The sequence below is a fragment of the Arthrobacter sp. ZGTC131 genome, assembly GCF_002929275.1.
Classification (GTDB): Bacteria; Actinomycetota; Actinomycetes; order Actinomycetales; family Micrococcaceae; genus Arthrobacter.
Map to the genome: position 1 here is coordinate 134,264 of NZ_PJIK01000002.1, position 23,046 is coordinate 157,309.

Genomic DNA, 23,046 nt, shown 5'->3' on the forward strand with positions numbered 1-23,046 from the left:
AAGTGAAGCTGCAGTGAACGACAATACTCCGACCCCGTCCAGACGGCTCGATCCGCAGCTGGATCCGGCCAGCGAACCGGCCCTTGATCCTGCCCACGATTCAGACGAGCCTGCATTTGACTGGATGAAGCCGGCCCCCGCAACCCGGGAGACCACCGCAGGCACGGACGGCGCTTCTGTTGGCGGGGAGGATGCCACTGCCAGGACCGGCGGATCCAGGAACGGTGCTGCGACTGGTGCAGCAGCCGCTCCAGCCCAGCCCGGCAGCCGGGCCGACCGCAAGGCGGCGGAGGCGGCCGCTGCGGACACGGCAGAGGACTCGGATGCCGGATCGGCAGATGCCACAGCATCCTCCGGCCCAGCCCGCGGCACCCACTTCAGCGAACCGCTTCCCACCTCTGCCCTGCAGGTGCGTCCGCCGCGTGAGGACGTGGAGCGACGCAACGCTGAACGCGAACAGGCAGCGAACGCCAAGCCGGTGCTGCCGCGGATCCTGCAGGTCCTGCTGGCCGTTTTCTACCCGGTAATCCTCCTTGTCCTGGCCGTGCGCGCCGTGACCAGCCCCCTGTTCCTCTGGGTCGAATACCACCGGCCGGGCTTCCCCGGCGACGGCTACGGCTTCAACGCCGACGACCGCATGACCTACGGGTCCTACGCCGTGGACTACCTGAGCAACTGGTCAGGCTCGCGTTACTTGGGCGAACTGGTCAACCGCAGCGGCGACAAGCTGTTCAAGGACGGCGAAGTCAGCCACATGGCCGACGTCAAGCTCGTGATCCTCTCGGCCTTCGGCGCCGGAGCACTTCTGGCTCTCATCAGCATCGCGGCTGTCATCTACCTGCGCCGCCGCACCCCGGGCGGAGTCCGCCGGGGGCTGTTCGCCGGTTCCATTGTCACCCTGGTCATCATCCTCGGCCTCGGCACGCTGGCGGCGCTGGGCTGGCAGCAGTTCTTCACGGAATTCCACCGCATCTTCTTCGCCAGCGGCTCCTGGACGTTCGCGCTGGAAGACACCCTGATCCGTCTCTTCCCGGGGCAGTTCTGGATCGATGCCGGCATCGTCATCGCGGCCCTCGTGCTCCTCACGGCAATTGTGACCCTGGTTCTGACCTGGCCCACCCGCCGGCGCCGGGGACTGCCCAAAGCCGTCAAGAAGGACCGCAAGGGAGACACCGGAGAAGCCGGCACCGAAGCACCCACCGAAGTCGGCGCGGACCAGCCTTCCCGGATGTGAGCCGCCGCGGGCGAGCGGCCGTAAGCCGCTGAGCGGGAATCTGCTGGTGCCGGCGCGCGGTTGTCAGTAGTGTCCGCATATGGTCGGTGAAAGATGGGACGCGCTGCTGAAGGATCTTAGATCCTCCTTGCGTGATGTTGCGACCATCGTCATGTGCGCTGGCCGATTTTCATCCAAGGGATGACGCGGGAACACAAATGAGCCTGGCCTGCCTGGGCGCGAATGAGTTGTTGCTGTCTTACGGCGATGGGCGCGCCAGATGGGAGGTGGACTGGGCCGATGAGGACGTGCAGTCCGATGTGGTGCGGGCAGTTTGTACAGGGAATTCCAAAGCGGTTCATGGCCCCGGCCGCGTTCACGTCGTCGTGTCCTTGCCCGATGGATCTACAGTGAAGACCTCCACTTACGAATTTCCGTCCGGACTCATTCCCAGGCCCGGCTGGAAAAAGCGGGGACCAACAGGCCTAGGCCGCCTCTTCAGGAACGGCATCCGAGAACCGCCCTGTGGCGCACAGGTGCCGTGCGCCGGATCCTGCCTCAGATCCAGGAGGGCATCCACATCCTGACCCGCCACTCCTGGTACGGGATCATCTCGGCTGTCCAGACCGGATAGAAGAAGGCCGAGATCAGCACCGCCCCCACAACGAAGAGTGCAACGCCGTACAGCCCTGACCGCCTGCGCCACGGCGGATCCGTCCGCCGTCCCAGGACCAGGCCGAGGCAGTACACGAGGGCGAGAATCAGGTACGGCTCAAAGGACACGGTGTAGAAGTAGAACATGGTGCGTTCCGGATAGAGGAACCAAGGCAGGTAGCCTGCTCCGACGGCGGCCAGTACGGCACCGGCACGCCAGTCGCGGCGGCCCGCCCACCAGAACAGCAGGACCACCAGGGAGACTGCCGCGCCCCACCAGATCAGCGGATTGCCCACGGACAGGATGGCCGACGTGCAGCTGGAAAAGTCGCAGCCGGGGGTGCCCTGCTTCGGGGACTCGTAGAAGAAGGACGTGGGCCTGCCCATGACCAGCCAGCTCCACGCACTCGCCTCGTACGGGTGCTCCGAGCTCAACCCCTGATGGAACTTGAAGGCCTCGAGGTGGTAGTGCGCCAGGGACCGGACCGAATCCGGCAGCCAGCCCCATTCCGCGCTCGGAATCGAAGCGGCCCACTGCCGGTAGTAGGCATCCGTGGAGCGGAACCAGCCTGTCCAAGCGGCGGCATAGGTCAGGGCGGCGACGGGCACGATGCTCGCGAATGCCAGGAGGCCGTCCTTGATGATGCCGGCGCTGATCCAACCGCGGATTCCGGCGATCCGGCGGGCACTCAGGTCCCAGAAGACTGTCAGCAGACCGAAGCCCGCCACGAAGAAGAGGGCCGACCACTTGGTTCCCACCGCTAAGCCCAGACACACGCCCGCCACGATCCGCCACCACCGGATGCCAAGCCACGGGCCGGACAGGAGCTGGAGCGCCGACGGCCGCCCGGCCGGCATGGCGGCCGCCTGCCGGGCGAGCCGAAGCGCGAGCCGGCGCCGGCCGTCGTCGCGGTCCATCAGCAATGCCCCGAAGGCGGCCAGGACCCAGAACATCAGGAAGATATCCAGCAGCGAGGTGCGTGACATCACCAGGTGATGCCCGTCGACGGCGAGCAGCAGCCCCGCCAGCGCCCCGAGGATAAGGGAACTGAAGAGCTTCTGGGCGATCAGCGCGATCAGCGCGATGGACAGGACTCCGGTCATCGCCGCTCCAAACCGCCAGCCCACGGGGTTGTCCGGTCCGAACAGCCACATGCCGGCGGCGATCATCCATTTGCCCACGGGAGGGTGCACGACGTACTCGGGTGTGTCCAGCAACACTCCGGGGTTGCCCGCAATGAACGAGTCGTTCGCTTTCTCCGGCCAGTTCCGCTCATAGCCGCTCACTAGCAGGGAATAGGCGTCCTTGACGTAGTACGTTTCATCGAACACCAGGCTGCGGGGAACATCCAGGCGGACGAACCGGAGTACGCCCCCCACCGCGGCGGTCAGGGCGGGAACCAGCCAGAACCAGAGCCTGAGCGACGGCGGGTAGTCCCGCCAGCTGCGGATGTCGCCGAGTAGCCGGCGGGTAAGCGCCTCAGCAGTGAACGCTTCCGTGGGACGGCCGATCCAGCGGGCACCTTTTTCCGGCTTGCCGGCAGGGGCTGGTGCCGAGGCTGAAGCCGGCGTGCTGGGTGATCCGGCCCCGTCAGGCCGCACGGAGGTCTGCGTCACCTGCCCATGCTACCTTTTGCCCCCCGCAGTCATGTGACGTCGAGCCACGCGCCCCCGCTTTGAAGCGCGAACGAACACTTGAGGCCCTTCTCCTTGGGCCTCAAGTGTTCGTTGGCGCTGCCGCCCGTGCCGTCCGTTTCCCGTGAAGTCCTGTGCCGTGAGGGTTCCGGCCGGCAGTAGGCTGGACCTGTGGACCAAGACCCGAGCAACCCCCAGACCAGCAGTTCCGAACCGTCAGCAGGCTCGGGGCAGGCCGTCACCGCCGGCGGTCCCGGACGGATTGTCCTTGCGGCCACGCCCATCGGCAATGTGGGCGACGCGTCAGCGCGGCTCATCGAGCTGCTGTCCTCTGCGGACATCGTTGCCGCCGAGGACACCAGGCGCCTCCACCGGCTCGTGCAGAGCCTGGGCATCACCGTCGCTGGTCGCGTCATCAGCTACCACGAGCACAACGAGGCCACCAAGACAGCCGAGCTGCTGGACCAGGTCCGCGCGGGGAAAACGCTGGTCATGGTCACCGACGCGGGAATGCCATCGGTGTCCGATCCCGGCTTCCGGCTCGTTGAAGGAGCGGTCGCCGCGGGGCTCACCGTCACGGCCGTTCCCGGCCCCTCCGCGGTGCTCACGGCACTGGCTCTGTCCGGACTTCCCACCGACCGCTTCTGCTTCGAAGGATTCCTTCCCCGGAAGGCCGGTGAACGCGCCTCGCGCCTGGCGGACCTCGACGCCGAACGCCGCACCATGGTCTTCTTCGAGGCGCCGCACCGGCTCGAGGTCATGCTCCGGGCCCTGCACGAGCGCTTCGGGCCTGACCGCAACGCGGCCGTGTGCCGTGAGCTGACCAAGACCTATGAGGAGGTCATCCGCGGGACCCTGCGAGAACTGCTGCGGTGGGCGGAAAGCAACGAGGTCCGCGGCGAGATCGCCGTCGTGGTGGGAGGCGCGCCGGAACGGGCTCCGGGGACGCCCGAGGACAGCGTGGCCGCCGTCAACGAACTTGTCTCACAGGGCATCCGGCTCAAGGATGCGGTGGCGGCCGTCGCCGAAGAGGTGCGCGTAAGCAAGCGCGAGCTCTACGCGGCCGTGCTCGCTGCCCGGTAAATTCCGGCAAAGGCTTCGCCGGGATCCCGACGTCATGGGCTGTGCAGTTGCACAGCGGCTGCTGATTTCTGTAGTGCGTGCATGCGTAGACACTGGCGGAACCCGGGCAGTAGCGTGGCATTAAACCAGCCAAGCATGCGGGCGGCCCGAAGCCGGATGCAGGAGCTGCAGAATAACCCGCCAAACCCGAATTGCTGACGAGGGAGTCACCGTGTCTGCTACTACACAGTCCACTGTTACCGCGGAACGCGAAAGCGAACTGCTCGCATCTGTTCCCACCGGCCTGCTCATCAACGGTGAGTGGCGTCCGGCGGCGTCAGGCAAGACCTTCGACGTCGAAGACCCCTCCACCGGCAAAGTGCTCCTCAGCATCGCCGACGCCGGCGCCGAGGACGGCATGGCTGCCCTTGATGCCGCCGCGGCTGCCCAGGATTCCTGGGCCAAGGTGTCTCCGCGGGAGCGCGGCGAAATCCTGCGCCGGGCATTTGAACTGGTCACCGAGCGCGCGGAAGACTTCGCGCTGCTCATGACCCTCGAAATGGGCAAGCCGCTGGCCGAGGCCCGCGGCGAGGTCACCTACGGCGCCGAATTCCTGCGCTGGTTCTCCGAGGAAGCCGTCCGCGCATTCGGCCGTTACTCCGTTTCCCCGGAGGGCAAGACCCGCCTGCTCGTCCAGAAGAAGCCCGTTGGCCCGTCGCTGCTGATCACCCCGTGGAACTTCCCGCTGGCCATGGCCACGCGCAAGGTGGCCCCTGCTGTCGCGGCCGGCTGCACCATGGTGCTCAAGTCAGCCAACCTCACCCCGCTGACCTCCCAGCTGTTCGCGGCCGTGATGCAGGAAGCCGGCCTGCCCGCCGGCGTCCTGAACCTCATCCCCACGTCCACGGCCGGCGCCACCACAGGCCCGCTGGTCAAGGACGCCCGGCTGCGCAAACTGTCCTTTACCGGCTCCACCGAGGTCGGCCGCCGGCTGCTCTCGGACGCCTCCGAGAATGTCCTGCGGACCTCGATGGAGCTCGGCGGCAACGCCCCGTTCGTGGTGTTCGAGGATGCCGACGTCGACGCCGCCGTCGCCGGGGCCATGATCGCGAAGCTGCGAAACATGGGTGAGGCCTGCACGGCGGCCAACCGGTTCATCGTGCACGAGTCCGTCGCCGACGAGTTTGCCGAGAAGTTCGCCGCCAAGATGGCGGACATGACCACCGCCCGCGGCACCGAACCGGAGTCCAAGGTGGGCCCGCTGATCGATGCCAAGAGCCGGGACAAGGTCCACGAACTGGTCAGCGACGCCCTCGCCTCCGGCGCCACCGCCGTGGTGGGCGGCGCCCCTGTGGACGGACCGGGCTACTTCTACCAGCCCACCATCCTCAAGGGCGTCACCGAGGGTACCCGGATTCTGTCGGAGGAAATCTTCGGCCCGGTCGCACCGATCATCACCTTCTCCTCCGAAGACGAGGCCGTCCGCCTGGCCAACAACACCGAATACGGCCTGGTCGCCTACGTCTTCACGAGGGACCTGAACCGCGGCATCCGGATGGGCGAGCGGCTCGAGACCGGCATGCTCGGCCTGAACGCCGGCGTCGTCTCCAACGCCGCGGCACCGTTCGGCGGGGTCAAGCAGTCCGGCCTGGGACGTGAAGGCGGCCTCGAAGGCATCGAGGAATACCTCTACACCCAGTACATCGGCATCGCCGACCCCTACGCAGGTTAACCTTCGCGCAAGCGCCGCACGCCGTCGCGGGCTTTGTTCCAGAGCCCCGCGACGGCACGGCGGACGCGCGCAGCCACGCCACGCACCGCGCGGAAAGGCGTTCCGGCGATCCAGCCCCAGCGGGACATAACCGACGGCGGCAGCCAGTCCGCGCGGAGCCGCGCCATGAGCCCCGCATTTCGGTGCAGCGCCTTCCGCACCAGGGCGATCTGCTGGGCAGGTGTTTGGTTCCCGGTATTTTGGTCCCGCGCGCCGTTCCATTCAGACTCCCCGGCGTCTGGCCGGCCGTACTGGTGCCGCTCGAAATCACTGGTCAGGGCGGTCACCGCCCGGCGCCCGGCGTCGATAATCCCGGTGTCCGCGCCTCCGGTGGATGCGGTCCCCGCGGAAGCGGCACCTTGCGGCACGCCGCCGTCGTCCGTATTCAGGGCCGGCGCACTGCGGAGCCGTGCCGAGAAGTTCCGGGGCGTTTCACTGGCCACGGGCGGCACGCCGTAATCCGCGGCGAGGTCCAGCAACTCTGACCACGCAAGCGGCACCGCGTCCTGACCGTTCCTCCCCGAGGCCGGCCTCCGGAGCCGGCGGGCACGGATGCTGCCCCGGACAAGCCGCGGGGAAGCTGCAACCAAAACCAGCACGAGAGCCGCGGCAGCACCGAAGAGCAGGGGCGTTGGCTGGCTGCCGGCGTCGGCTTCCCCCGTTCCCGGCAGGGGGAGAGCCGGGGTTTCCGTCGCAGGAGGCGGCGTTGGGCCGCCGCTCGGCACGAGGCCGTCATTGTTCCCGTCGTTCGTGCTGGTGCCGCCCGAGGACGGATCCTGGGCGTAGGGCGGCACCCAGCCGCGTGAGGGCGTGGGCTCGAACGGTACCCAGCCCAGCCCCTGGAAGTACAGCTCCGGCCACGCGTGGGCATCCCTGGCATCGACCTCGAACTCGGGGAGTGCGCCCTGGCCCGCGACGGACACTGTTGCCCCGGTCAGCCGGCCCGGCGCGTAGCCCACGGCGATCCTGCTGGGAATGCCTTCGACCCGGGCCATGACCGCCATGGCAGAGGCAAAGTGGATGCAGTAGCCGCTCTTCTGCGTCAGGAAGTCGGCCAGCACGGACAGGCCGTTGCCGTCATAGCCGCCCTGAACCGGTGATTGCAGGGAATACGTGAAGTCGCCGGCGCGCAGGTACCGCTGGATGGCCATTGCCTTGGCGTAGGCCGTCCCGCTGTTCTGGGTCACGGAATCGGCCGTGGTGCGGACGATTTCCGGGAGGTTTGCCGGTGGCCTGATGAACTCTTCCGGAACGCCCTGCACCGGTGCGGAGGACTCGTTCAGTAGCTCCGTCGTCAGCTTCGGCGAGGATGACACGACAAGGTATTGCTGGTTCCGGGAGTTGGTGTCTGTCCCTTTGATGGACAGGGTGGCGGGGTCCCAGCTCCACCGGCCCGTGAGGCCGTTGACTGCTTCGGGCGCGTAGGGCGCGGGGAGATAGGGGCTGGTGAAATCTCCCGTGTTGACGGCCGTTATCTGCCGCACCTGCTCCGGAGCGAGGATCTGGTGCCCCACGTCCATCCGGCCAGGCCCGGCCCGGCGCGTGGAGTCGCGGTCGTCCGGGGACCAGGATTCGCCGTCGAACCGGTCCACCGTGACGGAACGCAGGTACAGGGGCGCGGTGGCATTCGTGGCATAGGTGATGCGGCCATCGCCTGACGGGCTGCGCAGGCTATTGCCCAGGCTGATCATGGGATTCAGCCCATTGGAAGAGCCCCAGGGATTCAGCCGGGAACCTTGGGGGAAAGTGCCCTGGTCGAAGCCCGGAATGACAAGCTGCAGCAGCAGGGTCCCCACCAAGGCCACCGATCCCGTGAGGGCCGCGCGTTTGACCTGTCCGGGATTCCGGGCCGTATCCGCCTGTGTGCGCGCATCGGGGGCGAACCACTGGCTGCACGCGAGAATGACGAGATATCCGGCCGCTGCCCCCAGGAATCCCGCCAGCCCCACGCTCTGCGGCTTGATCATGGCCGGCACCACGAGCACGGCCAGGAGGCCCAGGCCGCTCGTGGCAGGCATGCCCAGCGGCAGTGCCAGGGCGTCCACAAGGATGACGACGAGGCCAAGCGCGGCGCACGTGACCAGGACGATGCCGGCGTTCGGTGCCACCGGTGAGCTTTCAGCCAGCACCGTTTCGCTGGCACGCCGGAGAAGCCGGCCCAGCGCGGCGGGCGTCTTGTCGGAAGGAATGAACCAGGCGAAGCTGTCCCGCCGGAAGAAGGTGAAGGTCAGGATGAGCACCAGCGATGCCAGGCCACCCAGGGGCACCAGCACCGGCTGAGCCCTGACGGTGCGCAGCAGGGCCATGGCCAGGGACACCACCACGACGGTGGTGAGGACCGGCAGGTACCAGGCCCATCCCCGCAGGACGCCGTTCAGGGACAGCGCCGCGCCGCAGACCGAGACCGCTACGGCGCCCGCCATGACCCACGGATAGGCGCCGGCGCCGAAGCGTTTGGGGCCGCGGTAAGGCTCCGTTTGGGGCTGCCGTTGTTCGGCGCTGACCTGGCGTTGGGGCGTAAGCGTCACCGGGCCACCCCCGCACCGCGGCGAACATCGGCTGCCGCCGTCCAGAGCGTTGCATCGCCTTCATCGAAGTACGTCCAGGCGGCGGGCAGCGAGGTGGCGGCTTCCACCGCCACCGCACGCCAGCCGCCCAAACGCAGGGCCTCAAGGGCGTCATGGCACTCTGCGGGCCTGTCGGCGATCACCATGGCGAACGCGTTCGCTGCGTAACCGGCCGCCGGTGCCAGGGCCCGGGCCTCCGCCATGGAAATCTTTCCGAGGACGGCAACCACCGGACCGCGCATCCGGTGGGCCGCGAGTTTGTCCATGAGCCGGTCGTCGAACACGGACTGGCCGGAGTCAAAGCCGCCGGCATGCTCGCGGCGGGCGGTGTCGTGCTCCCGGCGCATGTGGTGGGGACCGGAAAGCTGGATGGCGGCCAGGCTCTCGGCAACGGACTGCAGGCCGCCTGTACCGCTGTACTCCTCGGAGTCAGGTTCCGGCGCGGACTGCGAGCGGTGAAAGGCGGGATCGCCCGCCGCGTCAAGGAACCTGAGGGAGTAGTTCCGTTCGGCGAGGTGGGCGCTGACGGACATGGCTGCCGTGACGGCCCACTCGAAGGTGTCGCTGGTGACAAGGTCTTCGCCGTCGTCGCTGCCGAAGACCGAGCCGAAGCCCGTGGCGAAGGAGACGAACCGCTGGTCCAGGATGATCGTGGCCTCCGGCGTGGTGACCGATTCCTCCTGCCTGACCATCAGCGCGCCGTGCCGGGCCGTGGCCGGCCAGTGCACCCGGCGCATCGGGTCGCCATGCCTGTACTCGCGCGTCATGACGTCGTCGTCGCTGGGATTCGCCCGGGTACGGGTCGCTGTGATTCCGTCATTTCCGCGCGCGCCGGCCAGTCCCGTAGCGGGCAGTTCGACGGCGGCCGGCGTCACGGTGAGCGTGTCGCCGTCGTCGATTGCGTGCCTGTGCAGCGAAAGCCCGAACGGATCAGTGAACTCAGCGGTAACGGGCCCTATGGTGAACTGTCCGCGTTTTCCGGAACGCAGATGGTACTCGTAGCGGCTGGTGCCGCCGGAGGCGGACCGTGCGGGAAAGCGGAACGCCGGGGACTCACCGAACCTCGGCGGCAGGCGCTCCTCCATGATGACCCTGCCGACGCCGGTCCCGGTCCGCGCGACAGCCAGCCGGACGGTGGTGATGGAGGCGGTTTCAACCGTGGAGGGGCTGAATTCGCGGTATACCCGGAACTTTGGCTTGACCAACCTGATGCTCGCCAGCGAAATGAGCGGGAGGACAATCAGCAGCACGCCGAGCGCCAGGAGGTCCCGGCGGCCCATGACCTGGGCGCATAGCAGCGAAAAGACACCGGCGGCCAGTAGGCCCCAGCCGCGTGTGCTGAAGAGGTGGCGGGGAAGGCTGTCCAGCAGGGCCACGGCAACGATCCTGACTAGCGGCTGTGGCGCAGTTCGGGCGCCTGCCGCCCGGTGCGGGGAGCCGGCTGCCCGGAGCCTGCTGGCTGCCGGTGGGCTTTGGCGGAATCAGCCGTTTCCTGGCTGACCGGCAGCTTGGCCAGCACGCCGCGGATCACGCTCTGCGGGGTCTCGCCGGTGCTGGCCGCCTTCCGGTCCAGGATGATCCGGTGCGCCAGCACCGATTCGGCCACGGCAACGACGTCGTCCGGCAGGACGAAATCCCTGCCGTCCAGCGCAGCCGTGGCTTTGGCCGCGCGGAGCAGCTGCAACATGGAGCGCGGGCTGGCGCCGAGGCGGAGCATAGCGCTGTCCCTGGTGGCCCGGCCGACGGCGACCGTGTACTCCTTGACGGACTGAGAGACGAACACCTGCTGGACCGTGGCGATCATTGCCGCCACGTCTGCCGAGGTGACCACAGCAGTGACCCGCTCCAAGGGCGAGGTGGCCTGGTGAGTTTCCAGCATCTCGATCTCCGAGTCCTTATCCGGGTAGCCCATGGAGATCCGGGCCATGAAGCGGTCCCGCTGCGCCTCGGGCAGCGGGTAGGTCCCTTCCATCTCGATGGGGTTCTGGGTGGCCACCACCATGAACGGCGCGGCGAGCCCGTAGGAGTGTCCGTCCACCGTCACCTGGTGCTCCTCCATGCATTCGAGCAGGGCGGACTGCGTCTTCGCCGAGGCGCGGTTGATTTCGTCCCCGATTACGATGTTCGCGAACACGGCACCGGGCCGGAACTCGAACTGGCGCGAGGACTGGTTGTAGATGGAGACGCCGGTGACGTCCGAGGGGAGCAGGTCAGGGGTGAACTGGATGCGGCTGACGGAACAGTCGATGGTTCGGGCCAGGGTCTTCGCAAGGAGCGTCTTGCCAACGCCGGGCACGTCTTCGAGGAGCAGATGGCCCTGGGCGAGCAGGACCGTCAGCGCCAGCTTCGCGGCTTCCGCCTTACCATCGATGACGGTATTGATGGCGGTCAGGATGCGTTCGCTCGCAGCGCGGAACGCCACGGCATCCAACGCAGTCGGCTTGTGGCCGTTGAGCTGGTGACCGCTGTGCGCAGCACCCCCCGCGAAGCCGTGCCCGCTCTGGAGTACTTCGTTGATCGCGGTGCGTCGGTGCGGTTCCATCGGCAACCTTTCAGCCCTGAGTGACGCCCGGAACGGTGCGGCGGAAATCTGCCGATGCCCGTTGGCGGGCGTTCACATCTTTCCGTACCAGCGTACTAAGATAACTGCCGTGGCTAACAGAGAGTTCCGGGTAATTCTCCGAGCCGTGCAAGGCCGGCCCGCCGCGCCGTCGGCCGGCGGTCCGCCGGGCCCTGTCCGCCCATGAGCGACGGCGGGGCTGCCGCCGCTAGGCTGGAGGGATGCGCCATTCCCTGACCCCCAGCCCCTACCGAGCGCCCGGAACCGACGGGTCCGGCAAGCACGGCTACCCGCCGGCGCCCCAGCCCCTGCCGGTGCCGGTGATGGACAACCACACGCACCTCGATTTCCCCGGCGACGACGTTCGCGTGGAGATTGCTGCTGCGCTGGACGCCGCGGAGGCCGTGGGCGTGCGCGGCGCAGTCCAGGTTGGCTGCGACCTCGAATCGTCCCGGTTCACGGTACGGGCCGTTGATTTGGACGCCCGGCTGCTCGGCGCGGTGGCAATCCACCCCAACGACGCACCCGCCTACGCCCAGCGCGGTGAGCTGGAGGCAGCCTTGACCGAAATAGAGGAGCTGGCCGCCCACCCCCGGATCCGCGCCATCGGCGAAACCGGCCTCGACTTCTTCCGCACCGAGGGCGACGGGCTGGCCCACCAGCGGTACTCCTTCCGTCGGCACATCGACATCGCGAAGCGGCTGGACCTGACCCTTCAGATCCACGACCGCGACGCCCACAGCGACGTCGTCCAGGTCCTGCGGGAGGAGGGCACCCCGGAACGGGTGGTGTTCCACTGCTTTTCCGGCGATGAGGACCTCGCCCGGATCTGCAACAGCGAAGGCTGGTTCATGTCGTTCGCCGGCACCCTCACGTTCAAGAACGCAGCCAACCTCCGTGCGGCGCTGGCCGTGGCGGACCCCGAACTGGTGCTGGTGGAAACCGACTCCCCGTTCCTGACCCCGCATCCGCACCGCGGCCGGCCCAATGCGAGCTACATGGTTCCCTACACAGTCCGGGCCATGGCCGAATTGACAGGGTCTGACCTCGCCGGCCTGTGCACCGCCATCAGCCGCAATACCGTGCGGGCGTACGGATCCTGGGACTGAAGGGTGAGGTGGCCCCCGTCCGGCGTGCATACCGCGTAGGTAATAATTTTGGTGGCTTTATAACGCTTCGGTTACAGTGAAAAACTATTAGCCGGGGTCGGGGAAGGCCTCCGGATGATGTCACTCACTTCTTTCAGGCAGGGCGCCTTCAGATGCCCTGCCATGTGAGTGTGGCGGCGCACATGCCTGCTGCAGGCTTCGGAACGGTCCGGAGCCCACCCTTAGGGTGACTGCCTCAGGTGCCTCTGTGCGTTTTTCCCCGTGCCCGGACAGCTCAACAGTTACGGGCAATCGTGGTCAACTTCTTCAAGTCGGACGGCAAGTTTAGTTTCGTCAAGGTCGGCACCCAGCTTGTTGTGCTCTCGGCACTCGTGCTCGGGCTCGTCGCCTTTGTGGGCAACAACAAGACAGTCACCCTGAATGTCGACGGCAAAGTGAGCTCCGTCCAGACGTTCGGCGGAACAGTGGGCCAAGTGGTCAAGAGCGCCAAGGTTGAGCTGCAGGCCGCCGACCGCGTCACGCCCTCGGTGGAGGCCCACGTTGAGAACGGCTCCGTCATCAACGTGAACCTGGCCAAGGCCGTGAAGGTGAGCCTGGACGGGGCGGAGAAGACCGTCAGCACCACGGCCCAGGACGTGGGCGGGCTCGTGACGCAGCTTGGCGTCGCCAGCGCTTCCGAGCTTTCCGTGCCGAAGGACGCCCGGCTGGCCGTCGATGGATCGTTCGTGGCGATCTCGACACCCAAGACCGTGAGCATTCTCGCCGACGGCAAGGCCGCCAAAACCACCACCACTGCCCGCAACGTCGGAGAGGTCCTCAAGGACGCCGGGGTCAAGCTGGGCGCGGCCGACCGGACCTCGCAGCCGGCGAACGCGCCGGTGGTCAACAACATGGTGATCAAGGTTTCCCGTGTTGTGACCGGCAAGACCGCAACCACCACTGAGGAAGTCCGGTACGAGACGCTGTCCACGGACAGTGACCAGATGCCCAAGGGCGAGGAAAAGGTCACCCAGGCCGGCGTCCCGGGTTCGGTGACCAAGACGTACAAGCTGGTGCTCGTTGATGGCCGCGAAGCCTCCCGAACGCTGGTCTCGACGAAGACCACGCGGGAACCGGTCACCGAGAAGATCACCGTGGGCACCAATGAAGCGCCGAAGGAAGAGCCGAAGGAAGCCGCGGCAGCGAACACCGGAGCAGCGGCCCCCGCCATGATGAACGTGGCCATGTGGGACAAGATCGCGCAGTGCGAATCGACCGGGAACTGGTCCATCAACAACGGCAACGGCTACTACGGCGGCCTGCAGTTCGACATCCAGACCTGGATCGGCGCCGGCGGCGGAGCTTACGCCCCCAACGCCAGCCTTGCCACGAAGGCACAGCAGATCGACATTGCCAACCGGGTCTATGCAGAGCGCGGCCTTCAGCCGTGGGGCTGCGGCTGGGCCGCAAGCAGCTAGCCACTAACACCAAAGCCGCGCCGCGGCAGCTGACCACAGCTGCGGAGCCGCGAATGGCCGGGTCCGGAACCTCCGGGCCCGGCCATTGCCGTGCCGCCGGGCGGTTCCCGCAGTGTCTGCCGTTGCCAACCGGTGGCGCCCGCCGGGATAGGATACCTAGGTGACTGACCCGACTCCCTCCACCTCCGGTACTGCGCCAGCCCCACTGTTTGGCGCCTCTGATATCCGCAGGCTGGCCGAGGAAATCGGCGTCCGCCCCACCAAGACCCTGGGCCAGAACTTCGTCATCGACGGCAACACCATCCGCCGGATCGTGGCTGCGGCCGGCATCGGCGCCGACGAAACCGTCCTCGAGATCGGCCCCGGCCTCGGTTCCCTCACGCTCGGCCTGCTGGACGCCGCGAAGTCCGTTGTCGCCGTCGAGATTGATCCCGTCTTGGCGGCCAAGCTGCCGGAAACTGTCCGGCAGTGGCGGCCCGACGCCGCGGCGGAGTTCCACCTGGTGCGCGCCGACGCCATGAAAGTGATGGAGCTGCCCGCCGAGCCAACCGCGCTCGTGGCAAACCTGCCCTATAACGTGGCTGTGCCCGTGGTCCTCCACCTCCTGCAGCACTTCCCGTCCATCCGGCACGGCCTGGTGATGGTGCAGGATGAAGTGGCGGACCGGCTCGCCGCCGGCCCCGGCTCCAAGATCTACGGCGTGCCCTCCGTCAAGGCCGCGTGGTACAGCAGCATGCGCAAGGCCGGGGTCATCGGAATGAACGTGTTCTGGCCGGCACCCAAGATCCAGTCCGGACTGGTGGCTTTTACGCGCCGCGAGCCGCCGGTCACCACGGCCAGCCGCGAGCAGGTTTTCGCCGTGATCGACGCCGCCTTTGCCCAGCGCCGGAAGACGCTCCGCGCCGCACTCGCAGGATGGGCGGGGAGCGCTGCCGAAGCGGAGCGCTGCCTCGTCGCGGCGGGCGTGGACCCCACCGCGCGCGGCGAGGTCATCGACATCACCGCGTTCGCCCGGATCGCCGAAGCCCGGCCCGCCGCAGGCGCCTGATGCGGCGGAGCCGGACGGCGGCAACAGTGTCCCCGGACGACGCCGCGCTGCCGGGCCTTTCTTGGAGCCCGGCACCACCATGCCCTAGCTTGGACTCATGAACGCAGTGAGAGGGCGCTTTGCGGCAAGGACCGTCCGGGTCAAGGCTCCGGGCAAAGTGAACGTCTCACTGGATGTAGGACCTTTGCGTCCGGACGGCTACCATTCCGTGGCCAGCGTGTACCTGGCCGTCTCCTTGTATGAGGAAGTGGCCGCCACCAGCACGGCGGGCGACGGCATCACTGTCAGTATCAGTCCCGCCAGCACGCTGGACCTCGACGGCGTGGACATTCCGCTGGACGAGCGGAACCTGGCCTACAAGGCGGCCGCCATCATGGCTGACGTTTCGGAACACTCCACCGGCGTGCATCTGGAAATCACCAAGCGGGTGCCGGTGGCCGGCGGCATGGGCGGGGGATCGGCGGACGCCGCCGCCACACTCCTGGCCTGCGACGCACTATGGAACAGCGGCCTGTCCCGGGACGAACTGGCCCACCTCGCCGCCGAGCTGGGTGCGGACGTGCCGTTTGCGCTGCTGGGCGGCACGGCAGTGGGGCTGGGCGTGGGCGATGACCTGTCGCCGGCCCTGGCCAAGGCGCAGATGGACTGGGTCCTGGTCACCGCCGAGTTTGGCCTCCCGACCCCCGAGGTGTTCCGGACGCTGGACAGGCTGCGCGATGCCGAGGGAATTGACGTTGCGGAGCCCACGGCGGTGGACCCGCAGATCCTGCAGGCACTCCGGAGCGGCGACGCCGACGCCCTGAGCCGCGTGCTCGTCAACGACCTTCAACGGGCTTCCATCGAGCTGGCCCCGAGCCTCCGGGACACCCTGGGCCTTGGCGAGTCATCCGGAGCCATTGCCGGGATCGTGTCCGGCTCTGGCCCCACCGTTGCCCTGCTGGCCCACAGCCCCGAGGCCGCGGAGGGACTTGCCGAGGAGCTGCAGCACAAGGGCCTCAGCGCCATTGCCGTCCATGGCCCGGTGCCCGGCGCCCGCATCATCTCCGATACCCTCCTTTAATACCCTTTCACGTTTCAGATTCCCCGTTTGCAGAAGAAAGCAGTTCCCCGTGGCACACCTGCTCGGCGGCGAGAACCTCTCGGTCTCGTACGCAACCCGCACCGTTCTCGATGGCATGACCCTCGGACTCGAAGAGGGCGACCGGATCGGCATGGTGGGCCGGAACGGCGACGGCAAGTCCACGCTGATGCGCCTGCTTGCACTGCGGTCCACCCCTGATTCCGGCCGGGTCACCAAGCGCGGGGACGTCAACATCGGTTACCTGGATCAAAGCGACGTGCTCGACGGCGATCTGACCGTCGGCGCCGCAATCGTCGGTGACCAGGCCGACTATGAATGGGCCCGCAATCCCCAGATCCGCGAAGTCATGGGCGGGCTCGTGTCCGATGTGGACTGGCACGCCAACGTGCATGCCCTGTCCGGCGGCCAGAAACGCCGTGTTGCGCTGGCGAAGCTCCTCATCGAAGACCACGACGTCATCATGCTCGATGAGCCCACCAACCACCTTGACGTCGAAGGCGTCGCGTGGCTGTCCCGGCACCTCAAGACCCGCTGGCGCGCCAACCAGGGCGCCTTCCTCGTGGTCACCCACGACCGCTGGTTCCTCGACGAAGTCTGCACCAAGACGTGGGAAATCCACGACGGCATCATGGACCCGTTCGACGGCGGCTACGCAGCCTACGTGCTGGCCCGCGCCGAGCGCGACCGCTCCGCATCCGTGGTGGAAAGCAAGCGTCAGCAGCTCGTGAAGAAGGAACTGGCCTGGCTGCGCCGCGGCGCCCCCGCCCGCACTGCCAAACCAAAATTCCGGATCGAGGCCGCGAATGCCCTGATCGCCGACGTTCCCGAGCCGCGAGATTCGACAGCCCTGAGCAAGATGGCCACCGCTCGCCTGGGCAAGGACGTCCTGGACCTGGAAAACGTGTCACTGGATTTCCTGGGCGGCGACGCCGGCCAGAAGCTGTTCGACAACATCACCCTCCGGCTCGCCCCGGGTGAGCGGCTGGGGCTCGTGGGCGTCAACGGCGCCGGCAAGACCACCCTGCTGAAACTGCTCAACGGCGAAATCACGCCGACGTCGGGCAAGGTCAAGCGCGGCAAGACCGTGGTCACCGCTGTGCTCACCCAGGAGGTCAAGGAGCTCGACGACGTCTCGGACCTGCGCGTGATCGAAGTGATCGAGCGCGAAAAGCGCTCCTTCAACGTCGGGGGCAAGGAATTTACCGCCGGACAACTGGTGGAGCAGCTCGGCTTCACGAACGAAAAGCAGTGGACGCCCGTCCGCGACCTCTCCGGCGGTGAGCGGCGCCGGCTGCAGCTGCTGCGCCTGCTGGTGGGCGAGCCCAACGTGCTGATGCTCGACGAACCGACCAACGACCTCGACACCGACACCCTCGCCGCCGTCGAAGATGTGCTCGACGGCTGGCCGGGCACCCTGGTGGTGGTCAGCCACGACCGCTACCTGCTCGAGCGCGTCACGGACCACCAGATGGCCCTGCTCGGCGACGGCAAGATCCGCGCCCTGCCTCGCGGCGTGGACCAGTACCTCGAACTCCGCGAATCCGCCCTGGCCGGTTCCACGGTCACCGGCGGCGGAAACCCGGTGACCTCCGCCAGCTCCGGCCCGGCACAGGCCGTATCCGGAGCGACCGAAGCGGAGAAGCGCGACGCCCGCAAGGCCAAGAACCGCATCGAGCGGCAACTCGGCAAGATCACCCAGCAAGAAGAAAAAATCCACGCCCGCATGACCACGGCCTCCGCCGACCCGTCCGCAGTCGGTGAGCTCGCCGAGCTCAACAAGAAGCTCAAAGACCTCGCCGGCGACCGCGAAGCCTTGGAGCTCGAATGGCTGGAGGCCCTCGAAGTTCTCGGCGAGTAAGCGTCGCGCCGGCGGGACTGGTTGGGTGCCGGAACCGGCCCTTCCGCGTCGCTTAGCGCGTAGGTCCCTTCCCAACACTCGCAAGCTCGCGTCGGGGCCCTCGGGACGACGCTTTACAGGGCAAAAGGGAGGCTCCGGTCGCCGGGCGACCTCCGCGCTCCGATGTGCTGCGATGCGCTCCTTTCGGAAGGACCGCCTCCGGCGCGGGAAGTCACCTTTCCGCTGTGGAACAGTGCGCGTCCCGGAACGGAACTATCGCAGTAGGGGCGCGGTGAGTCACGTCATCGCTGTGGAACAGTGGGCATTCCGGAACGGAACTTCCGCAATAGCGGTGGGGGGACCTTCGCGTAGGAGCGCATCGCGGCGCATCGGGCTCCGAAGGTCGCTCAGCGACCGTAGGGGCCCATTTGCGTCGTGTCTAAGCGACGGCGAAGGGCCGTTGCACCGCGGACGTGACCACGGTGGACGGCGAAGGGCCGTTGCGCCGCGTAGGTGACCACAGGCGGCGTTGACCGGAAGGCTAAGCGTCGGATCGCAGCTCGGGTTCCTTCTGGAGACCGGTCAGACCGTTCCAAGCTAGGTTGACGAGGTGGGCGGCAACGGCGCGTTTGTCGGGCTGGCGGCTGTCCTGCCACCACTGGCCGGTCATCGCCACCATCCCCACGAGCATCTGGGCGTACATGGCGCCGTCGGCGGAACTGAAGCCGCGGCGGGCGAATTCGTCGGACAGAATGTGTTCCACCCTGGCGGTAACGTGCGAGAGGAGGGTGGAAAAGGCGCCTTCGGGCTGGGACGGGGGAGCGTCGCGCATGAGGATCCGGAAGCCGTCGGTGCGGTCCTCGATGTACGTCAGCAGGGCCAGCGCGGCGCGTTCAACAAGGACCCTCGGTTTGGCTTCGTCGGTCAGGGCGTCGTTGATGGCGGCCAGCAGGATCTTGAACTCAAATTCCACCACCTGCGTGTACAGGCCCTCCTTCGAGCCGAAGTGCTCGTAGATCACCGGCTTTGAGACGCCAGCCGCTGCGGCGATCTCCTCGATGGTGGTGCCGTCCAGGCCGCGCATCGCAAAGAGGCCCCGCCCCACTTCCACCAGTTGGGAACGCCGCTGGGGCCCGGTCATCCGGGACCGCGGGATACGCGCGGGGACCGCCTCGGGCTTTGCTGTCCGGTTCCCCGTGCCGTCAGTAGTCCCTGTGCTGTTGCTCACGGTCCCATCATGCCTTACGCCAAGCGGTGCCCGGCGGTCCGTGGCCCGTCCCGGCGCGCTGCCCGGACGGGACCGGCGGCCGGGCGGGCCGAGTCGCACGACCCTCAACGTTCGTGGCAGAATTGGTTCTCGTGCCTCGGCCTCTGGGCCTTGGCGTGGTCCGCCCTGGTGTAATGGCAGCACCCCGGCCTTTGGAGCCGTGGAGTATAGGTTCGAATCCTATGGGCGGAACTGCTGCATCAGAGGTGTCCAGTAGGATAAGCCTGTTGCCCGCTCCGGGCACACGCTCGGACGCCGCGCATGTAGTACCGCGCAACCGAACAAGGAGAGCCCGTACGTGAGCCCCGAGAAGTCCGGCCCAGCCGCCGTAATCGTCCTAGCTGCAGGTGCCGGTACCCGGATGAAGTCCCGTACCCCTAAGATTCTCCACGAAATCGGTGGCCGCTCCATGGTCGGCCACGCCTTGCTGGCCGCGCGCAGCATTCACCCTCAGCGGCTCGCCCTCGTGGTCCGCCACGAGCGGGACCGCGTGGCAGCCCACCTCACGGAGCTCGATCCCGATGCCCTCATCGTGGACCAGGATGACGTTCCAGGTACCGGAAGGGCCGTTGAAGTGGCGCTCGAGGCACTCGACGCCGACGCCCCAGTGGCCGGTACCGTGGTGGTGACCTACGGCGATGTCCCGCTGCTCACCGGCGAGATGCTCGCCGAACTGGTCAACACTCACGAATTCGAGGGCAACGCCGTCACGGTGCTGACCGCGCTTCTCGAGGACGCCGCGGGCTACGGCCGCATCCTCCGCGGAGAAGACGGAACGGTCACCGGCATCCGCGAGCACAAGGACGCCACCGACGCCGAGCGGGAGATCCGCGAAATCAATTCCGGAATCTACGCATTCGACGCTGCCGTGCTGCGGGACGCGCTCCGGCACGTCACCACCGACAACTCGCAGGGCGAGAAGTACCTGACAGACGTTCTGGGGCTCGCCCGCGAAGCCGGCGGCCGGGTCGCCGCCGTCGTCACCGCGGACCGCTGGCAGGTCGAGGGCGCCAACGACCGCGTGCAGCTCGCCGCCCTCGGCGCCGAGCACAACCGCCGGGTCGTGGAGTCGTGGATGCGCGCAGGGGTCACCGTGGTGGATCCCGCCACCACCTGGATCGACTCCACCGTCACCCTGGCGGAGGACGTCCGGATCCTGCCCAACACCCAACTGCACGGCAGCACCGCAGTGGCGAGGGACGCCGTCGTCGGCCCCGACTCCACCCTGACCGATGTCCGCATCGGCGAGGGCGCGAAAGTGACCCGGACCCACGGTTCGGGTGCCGAAATCGGCGCGGGCGCGAGCGTCGGACCGTTCACCTACCTGCGCCCCGGCACCATCCTGGGGGAGACCGGCAAGATCGGCGCCTTCTACGAGACCAAGAACGTGAAAATCGGCCGGGGCTCCAAGCTCTCGCACCTCGGCTACGCCGGGGACGCCGAAATCGGCGAGGACACCAACATCGGCTGCGGCAACATCACGGCCAATTACGACGGCGAGAAGAAGCACCGCACGGTGATCGGCTCGGGCGTCCGCACCGGTTCCAACACAGTATTCGTCGCACCCGTCACGGTGGGGGACGGTGCCTACAGCGGCGCCGGAGCCGTGATCCGCAAGGACGTGCCCGCAGGCGCCCTGGCACTGTCAATGGCCGCGCAGCGCAACGCCGAGGGCTGGGTCAAAGCCAACCGCCCGGGCACGCTGTCCGCGGAGCTGGCAGAAGCCGCAGCGGCCCGCGAAGCCCGCACAGACTCCCCAAATTCCCCGGTATCTACAGAAGAGGGCATGCAACCATGACCGAAATTACGGCTCGCGGCGAGAAGAAGCTGGTGCTCGCCGCAGGGCGTGCCCACCCGGAGCTTGCCCGGGAAATCGCCAAGGAGCTGGGCACGGAACTGCTGCCTGTCGACGCCTATGATTTTGCCAACGGCGAGATCTACGTCCGCGCCGGCGAGAGCGTCCGGGGAACCGACGCGTTCGTCATCCAGGCCCACCCGGCACCGCTGAACAACTGGCTCATGGAACAGCTGATCATGATCGATTCGCTGAAGCGGGCCTCCGCAAAGCGGATCACCGTGGTCTCGCCGTTCTACCCCTATGCGCGCCAGGACAAGAAGGGACGCGGCCGCGAGCCCATCTCGGCCCGCCTCGTGGCGGACATGTACAAGACCGCCGGTGCCGACCGCATCATGAGCGTGGACCTGCACACCTCCCAGATCCAGGGCTTCTTCGACGGCCCCGTGGACCACCTCATGGCCATTCCGCTGCTCGCGGACTACATCCGCACCAGGGTCGAAGCCGAAAACATCACCGTGGTCTCCCCGGACACCGGCCGCGTCCGCGTCGCGGAGCAGTGGGCGGAGCGCCTCGGCGGCGCACCGCTGGCCTTCGTCCACAAGAGCCGTGACCTCACGGTCCCCAACCAGGCCGTCTCCAAGACGGTCGTGGGCCAGATCGAGGGACGAACCTGCGTCCTCATCGACGACATGATCGACACCGGCGGAACCATCTCCGGCGCAGTCCAGGTGCTCAAGAACGCCGGCGCGAAGGATGTCATCATCGCCGCCACCCACGCGGTCTTCTCCGATCCGGCCGCGCGCCGGCTCTCCGAGTCCGGTGCCCGTGAAGTGGTGGTCACCAACACGCTGCCCATCACGCCGGACAAGCGCTTCCCCGAACTCACGGTCCTCTCGATCGCACCGCTCATTGCGCGGGCCATCCGTGAAGTGTTCGACGACGGTTCGGTCACCAGCCTGTTCGACGGCAACGCCTGACGCACCTGCTGCCTGACCTGGCTGCCTGACCTGGCTGCCTGAATGTCGCCGGCCGGCGTTGTGCCCGTTTTCAGTAATGGGGCACAACGCTGGTAGGCTTTTCCCGATACCTTGGCGAGGGAGAGCACCTCCGGACATCCGGACTGCTGGTCTCCGTTATCGACTGGGTCTGCAACTCCCTTCTGGAAGGGCTGCCTGAGGCCGCCCGGCGTTGAAGGTCGCTACAGACCTCCGCCCTTGCTGACAGAGTCTTTGTTAAACGCAGTAAAGCCACCCCAGGAGAAACACATGTCTGAGCAGAAGCTCGCAGCAGAAGTACGCGCCGAATTCGGCAAGGGCTTCGCCCGCCGCGCACGTATGGCCGGTAAGATCCCGGCTGTCATCTACGGCCACGGTGCAGAGCCCATCCACATCACGCTCCCCGCCAAGGCCACCACCCTGGCCGTGCGCACCGCCAACGCCCTGCTGTCCCTGGACATCAACGGCGAGGCACACCTTGCCCTTGTCAAGGACATCCAGCGCAACCCGATCAAGCAGATCATCGAGCACATCGACCTCCTGACCGTCCGCCAGGGCGAGAAGGTCACCGTGGACGTTGCCGTCCACGTGACCGGCGAAACCGCCCCGGGCACCGTCCACAACCTCGAGCTCACCGTTGTCTCCCTCGAGGCCGAGGCAACCCACCTGCCCACCGCCGTCGAGGTCGACATCGAAGGCCGCACGGCCGGCGAGCACATCCACGCCTCCGACCTCGTCCTCCCGAAGGGATCGGTGCTGCTGACCGACGCCGAGGCACTGGTCATCAACATCTCCGAAGCCATCGAGGCTGAAGAAGAAGAAGGCGAAGCTGCTGCCTCAGTAGGAGCCCCCGCCGAAGCCTCCGCAGAGTAATTACCGCGCTTCACTACGCGGTGCGGTCACGCACCGCGCAGCAGTGGCCGGGTCCCGTTGGGGCCCGGCCACTGGCGTACCGCCCCTACTTCTGTTGGCGGCCCGGTTCCGTTGCCTGC

At 67.4% G+C, this 23,046-nt stretch carries 16 protein-coding genes and 1 tRNA gene; 12 read left to right on the plus strand and 5 right to left on the minus strand.

Going from position 1 to position 23,046, the window contains the following annotated elements; genetic code table 11:
* Positions 1-13: 13 nt before the first annotated feature.
* Positions 14-1,234 carry a TIGR01906 family membrane protein gene (locus tag CXQ90_RS03735; RefSeq protein WP_104137073.1) on the plus strand — a complete coding sequence of 407 codons (1,221 nt, stop codon included), beginning with the start codon at positions 14-16 and terminating at the stop codon, positions 1,232-1,234.
* Positions 1,235-1,771: 537 nt separating this feature from the next.
* On the opposite strand, the gene CXQ90_RS03740 is transcribed toward CXQ90_RS03735, so the two are convergent.
* Positions 1,772-3,484, minus strand: a complete 1,713-nt coding sequence (locus tag CXQ90_RS03740; protein ID WP_104137075.1) for a dolichyl-phosphate-mannose--protein mannosyltransferase — start codon at positions 3,482-3,484, stop codon at positions 1,772-1,774.
* Between the two features lie 279 nt (positions 3,485-3,763).
* Between CXQ90_RS03740 and rsmI the strand changes: the two genes are divergently transcribed.
* Together rsmI and CXQ90_RS03750 are read left to right on the plus strand one after the other, a co-directional pair.
* Entirely contained in the window at positions 3,764-4,585 is an 822-nt protein-coding gene (gene rsmI / locus CXQ90_RS03745; RefSeq protein ID WP_104137436.1) for a 16S rRNA (cytidine(1402)-2'-O)-methyltransferase, read from the plus strand.
* A gap of 211 nt (positions 4,586-4,796) precedes the next feature.
* Complete coding sequence (locus CXQ90_RS03750) at positions 4,797-6,296, plus strand: NAD-dependent succinate-semialdehyde dehydrogenase (RefSeq protein WP_104137076.1); 1,500 nt, start codon at positions 4,797-4,799, stop codon at positions 6,294-6,296.
* On the opposite strand, the gene CXQ90_RS03755 is transcribed toward CXQ90_RS03750, so the two are convergent.
* From CXQ90_RS03755 to CXQ90_RS03765, 3 genes are read right to left on the minus strand one after another with little or no spacing between them, the layout of a single operon-like run.
* The gene (locus CXQ90_RS03755; RefSeq protein WP_258064354.1) at positions 6,293-8,863 is read right to left on the minus strand and encodes a DUF3488 and transglutaminase-like domain-containing protein; all 2,571 of its coding nucleotides are present in this window, start codon (positions 8,861-8,863) and stop codon (positions 6,293-6,295) included. The genes CXQ90_RS03750 and CXQ90_RS03755 overlap by 4 nt on opposite strands.
* Positions 8,860-10,278 carry a DUF58 domain-containing protein gene (locus tag CXQ90_RS03760; RefSeq protein ID WP_104137078.1) on the minus strand — a complete coding sequence of 473 codons (1,419 nt, stop codon included), beginning with the start codon at positions 10,276-10,278 and terminating at the stop codon, positions 8,860-8,862. The genes CXQ90_RS03755 and CXQ90_RS03760 overlap by 4 nt, the downstream gene beginning before the upstream one ends.
* 14 nt (positions 10,279-10,292) lie before the next feature.
* On the minus strand, positions 10,293-11,444 hold the full coding sequence (locus CXQ90_RS03765; RefSeq protein ID WP_104137079.1) for a MoxR family ATPase: 1,152 nt from the start codon (positions 11,442-11,444) through the stop codon (positions 10,293-10,295).
* Positions 11,445-11,683: 239 nt separating this feature from the next.
* On the opposite strand from CXQ90_RS03765, the gene CXQ90_RS03770 reads away from it, so the two are divergent.
* From CXQ90_RS03770 to CXQ90_RS03790, 5 genes are all read left to right on the plus strand, one after another.
* Positions 11,684-12,571: a TatD family hydrolase gene (locus CXQ90_RS03770; protein ID WP_104137081.1), complete on the plus strand. Its 888-nt coding sequence runs from the start codon at positions 11,684-11,686 to the stop codon at positions 12,569-12,571.
* Between the two features lie 293 nt (positions 12,572-12,864).
* On the plus strand, positions 12,865-14,028 hold the full coding sequence (locus tag CXQ90_RS03775; RefSeq protein WP_104137082.1) for a resuscitation-promoting factor: 1,164 nt from the start codon (positions 12,865-12,867) through the stop codon (positions 14,026-14,028).
* Positions 14,029-14,188: 160 nt separating this feature from the next.
* On the plus strand, positions 14,189-15,076 hold the full coding sequence (gene rsmA, locus CXQ90_RS03780; RefSeq protein ID WP_104137084.1) for a 16S rRNA (adenine(1518)-N(6)/adenine(1519)-N(6))-dimethyltransferase RsmA: 888 nt from the start codon (positions 14,189-14,191) through the stop codon (positions 15,074-15,076).
* 97 nt (positions 15,077-15,173) lie between these two features.
* Positions 15,174-16,136, plus strand: coding sequence for a 4-(cytidine 5'-diphospho)-2-C-methyl-D-erythritol kinase (locus CXQ90_RS03785; protein ID WP_104137085.1), 963 nt, complete (start codon positions 15,174-15,176; stop codon positions 16,134-16,136).
* 49 nt (positions 16,137-16,185) lie between these two features.
* On the plus strand, positions 16,186-18,015 hold the full coding sequence (locus CXQ90_RS03790; protein ID WP_104137087.1) for an ABC-F family ATP-binding cassette domain-containing protein: 1,830 nt from the start codon (positions 16,186-16,188) through the stop codon (positions 18,013-18,015).
* Between the two features lie 520 nt (positions 18,016-18,535).
* Here the strand turns inward: CXQ90_RS03790 and CXQ90_RS03795 are convergent.
* On the minus strand, positions 18,536-19,135 hold the full coding sequence (locus CXQ90_RS03795) for a TetR/AcrR family transcriptional regulator (protein ID WP_104137088.1): 600 nt from the start codon (positions 19,133-19,135) through the stop codon (positions 18,536-18,538).
* Between the two features lie 246 nt (positions 19,136-19,381).
* Between CXQ90_RS03795 and CXQ90_RS03800 the strand changes: the two genes are divergently transcribed.
* The 4 genes from CXQ90_RS03800 (at position 19,382) to CXQ90_RS03815 (ending at position 22,927) form a co-directional block, all read left to right on the plus strand.
* Positions 19,382-19,453 (plus strand) — tRNA-Gln (locus CXQ90_RS03800).
* 106 nt (positions 19,454-19,559) lie between these two features.
* Positions 19,560-21,059: a bifunctional UDP-N-acetylglucosamine diphosphorylase/glucosamine-1-phosphate N-acetyltransferase GlmU gene (gene glmU / locus CXQ90_RS03805; RefSeq protein ID WP_104137090.1), complete on the plus strand. Its 1,500-nt coding sequence runs from the start codon at positions 19,560-19,562 to the stop codon at positions 21,057-21,059.
* Positions 21,056-22,036: a ribose-phosphate diphosphokinase gene (locus tag CXQ90_RS03810; RefSeq protein WP_056629328.1), complete on the plus strand. Its 981-nt coding sequence runs from the start codon at positions 21,056-21,058 to the stop codon at positions 22,034-22,036. Before glmU ends, CXQ90_RS03810 begins: the two co-directional genes overlap by 4 nt.
* 288 nt (positions 22,037-22,324) lie before the next feature.
* On the plus strand, positions 22,325-22,927 hold the full coding sequence (locus CXQ90_RS03815) for a 50S ribosomal protein L25/general stress protein Ctc (RefSeq protein WP_104137091.1): 603 nt from the start codon (positions 22,325-22,327) through the stop codon (positions 22,925-22,927).
* Positions 22,928-23,046: the final 119 nt, after the last annotated feature.

Excerpts from the sequence above, each read along its gene's own strand:
- CXQ90_RS03765 (WP_104137079.1), bottom strand. The coding sequence starts at position 11,444 with ATGGAACCGCACCGACGCACCGCGATCAACGAAGTACTCCAGAGCGGG.
- CXQ90_RS03770 (WP_104137081.1), top strand. The coding sequence starts at position 11,684 with ATGCGCCATTCCCTGACCCCCAGCCCCTACCGAGCGCCCGGAACCGAC.
- CXQ90_RS03785 (WP_104137085.1), top strand. The coding sequence starts at position 15,174 with ATGAACGCAGTGAGAGGGCGCTTTGCGGCAAGGACCGTCCGGGTCAAG.
- CXQ90_RS03795 (WP_104137088.1), bottom strand. The coding sequence starts at position 19,135 with ATGACCGGGCCCCAGCGGCGTTCCCAACTGGTGGAAGTGGGGCGGGGC.
- CXQ90_RS03810 (WP_056629328.1), top strand. The coding sequence starts at position 21,056 with ATGACCGAAATTACGGCTCGCGGCGAGAAGAAGCTGGTGCTCGCCGCA.
- CXQ90_RS03815 (WP_104137091.1), top strand. The coding sequence starts at position 22,325 with ATGTCTGAGCAGAAGCTCGCAGCAGAAGTACGCGCCGAATTCGGCAAG.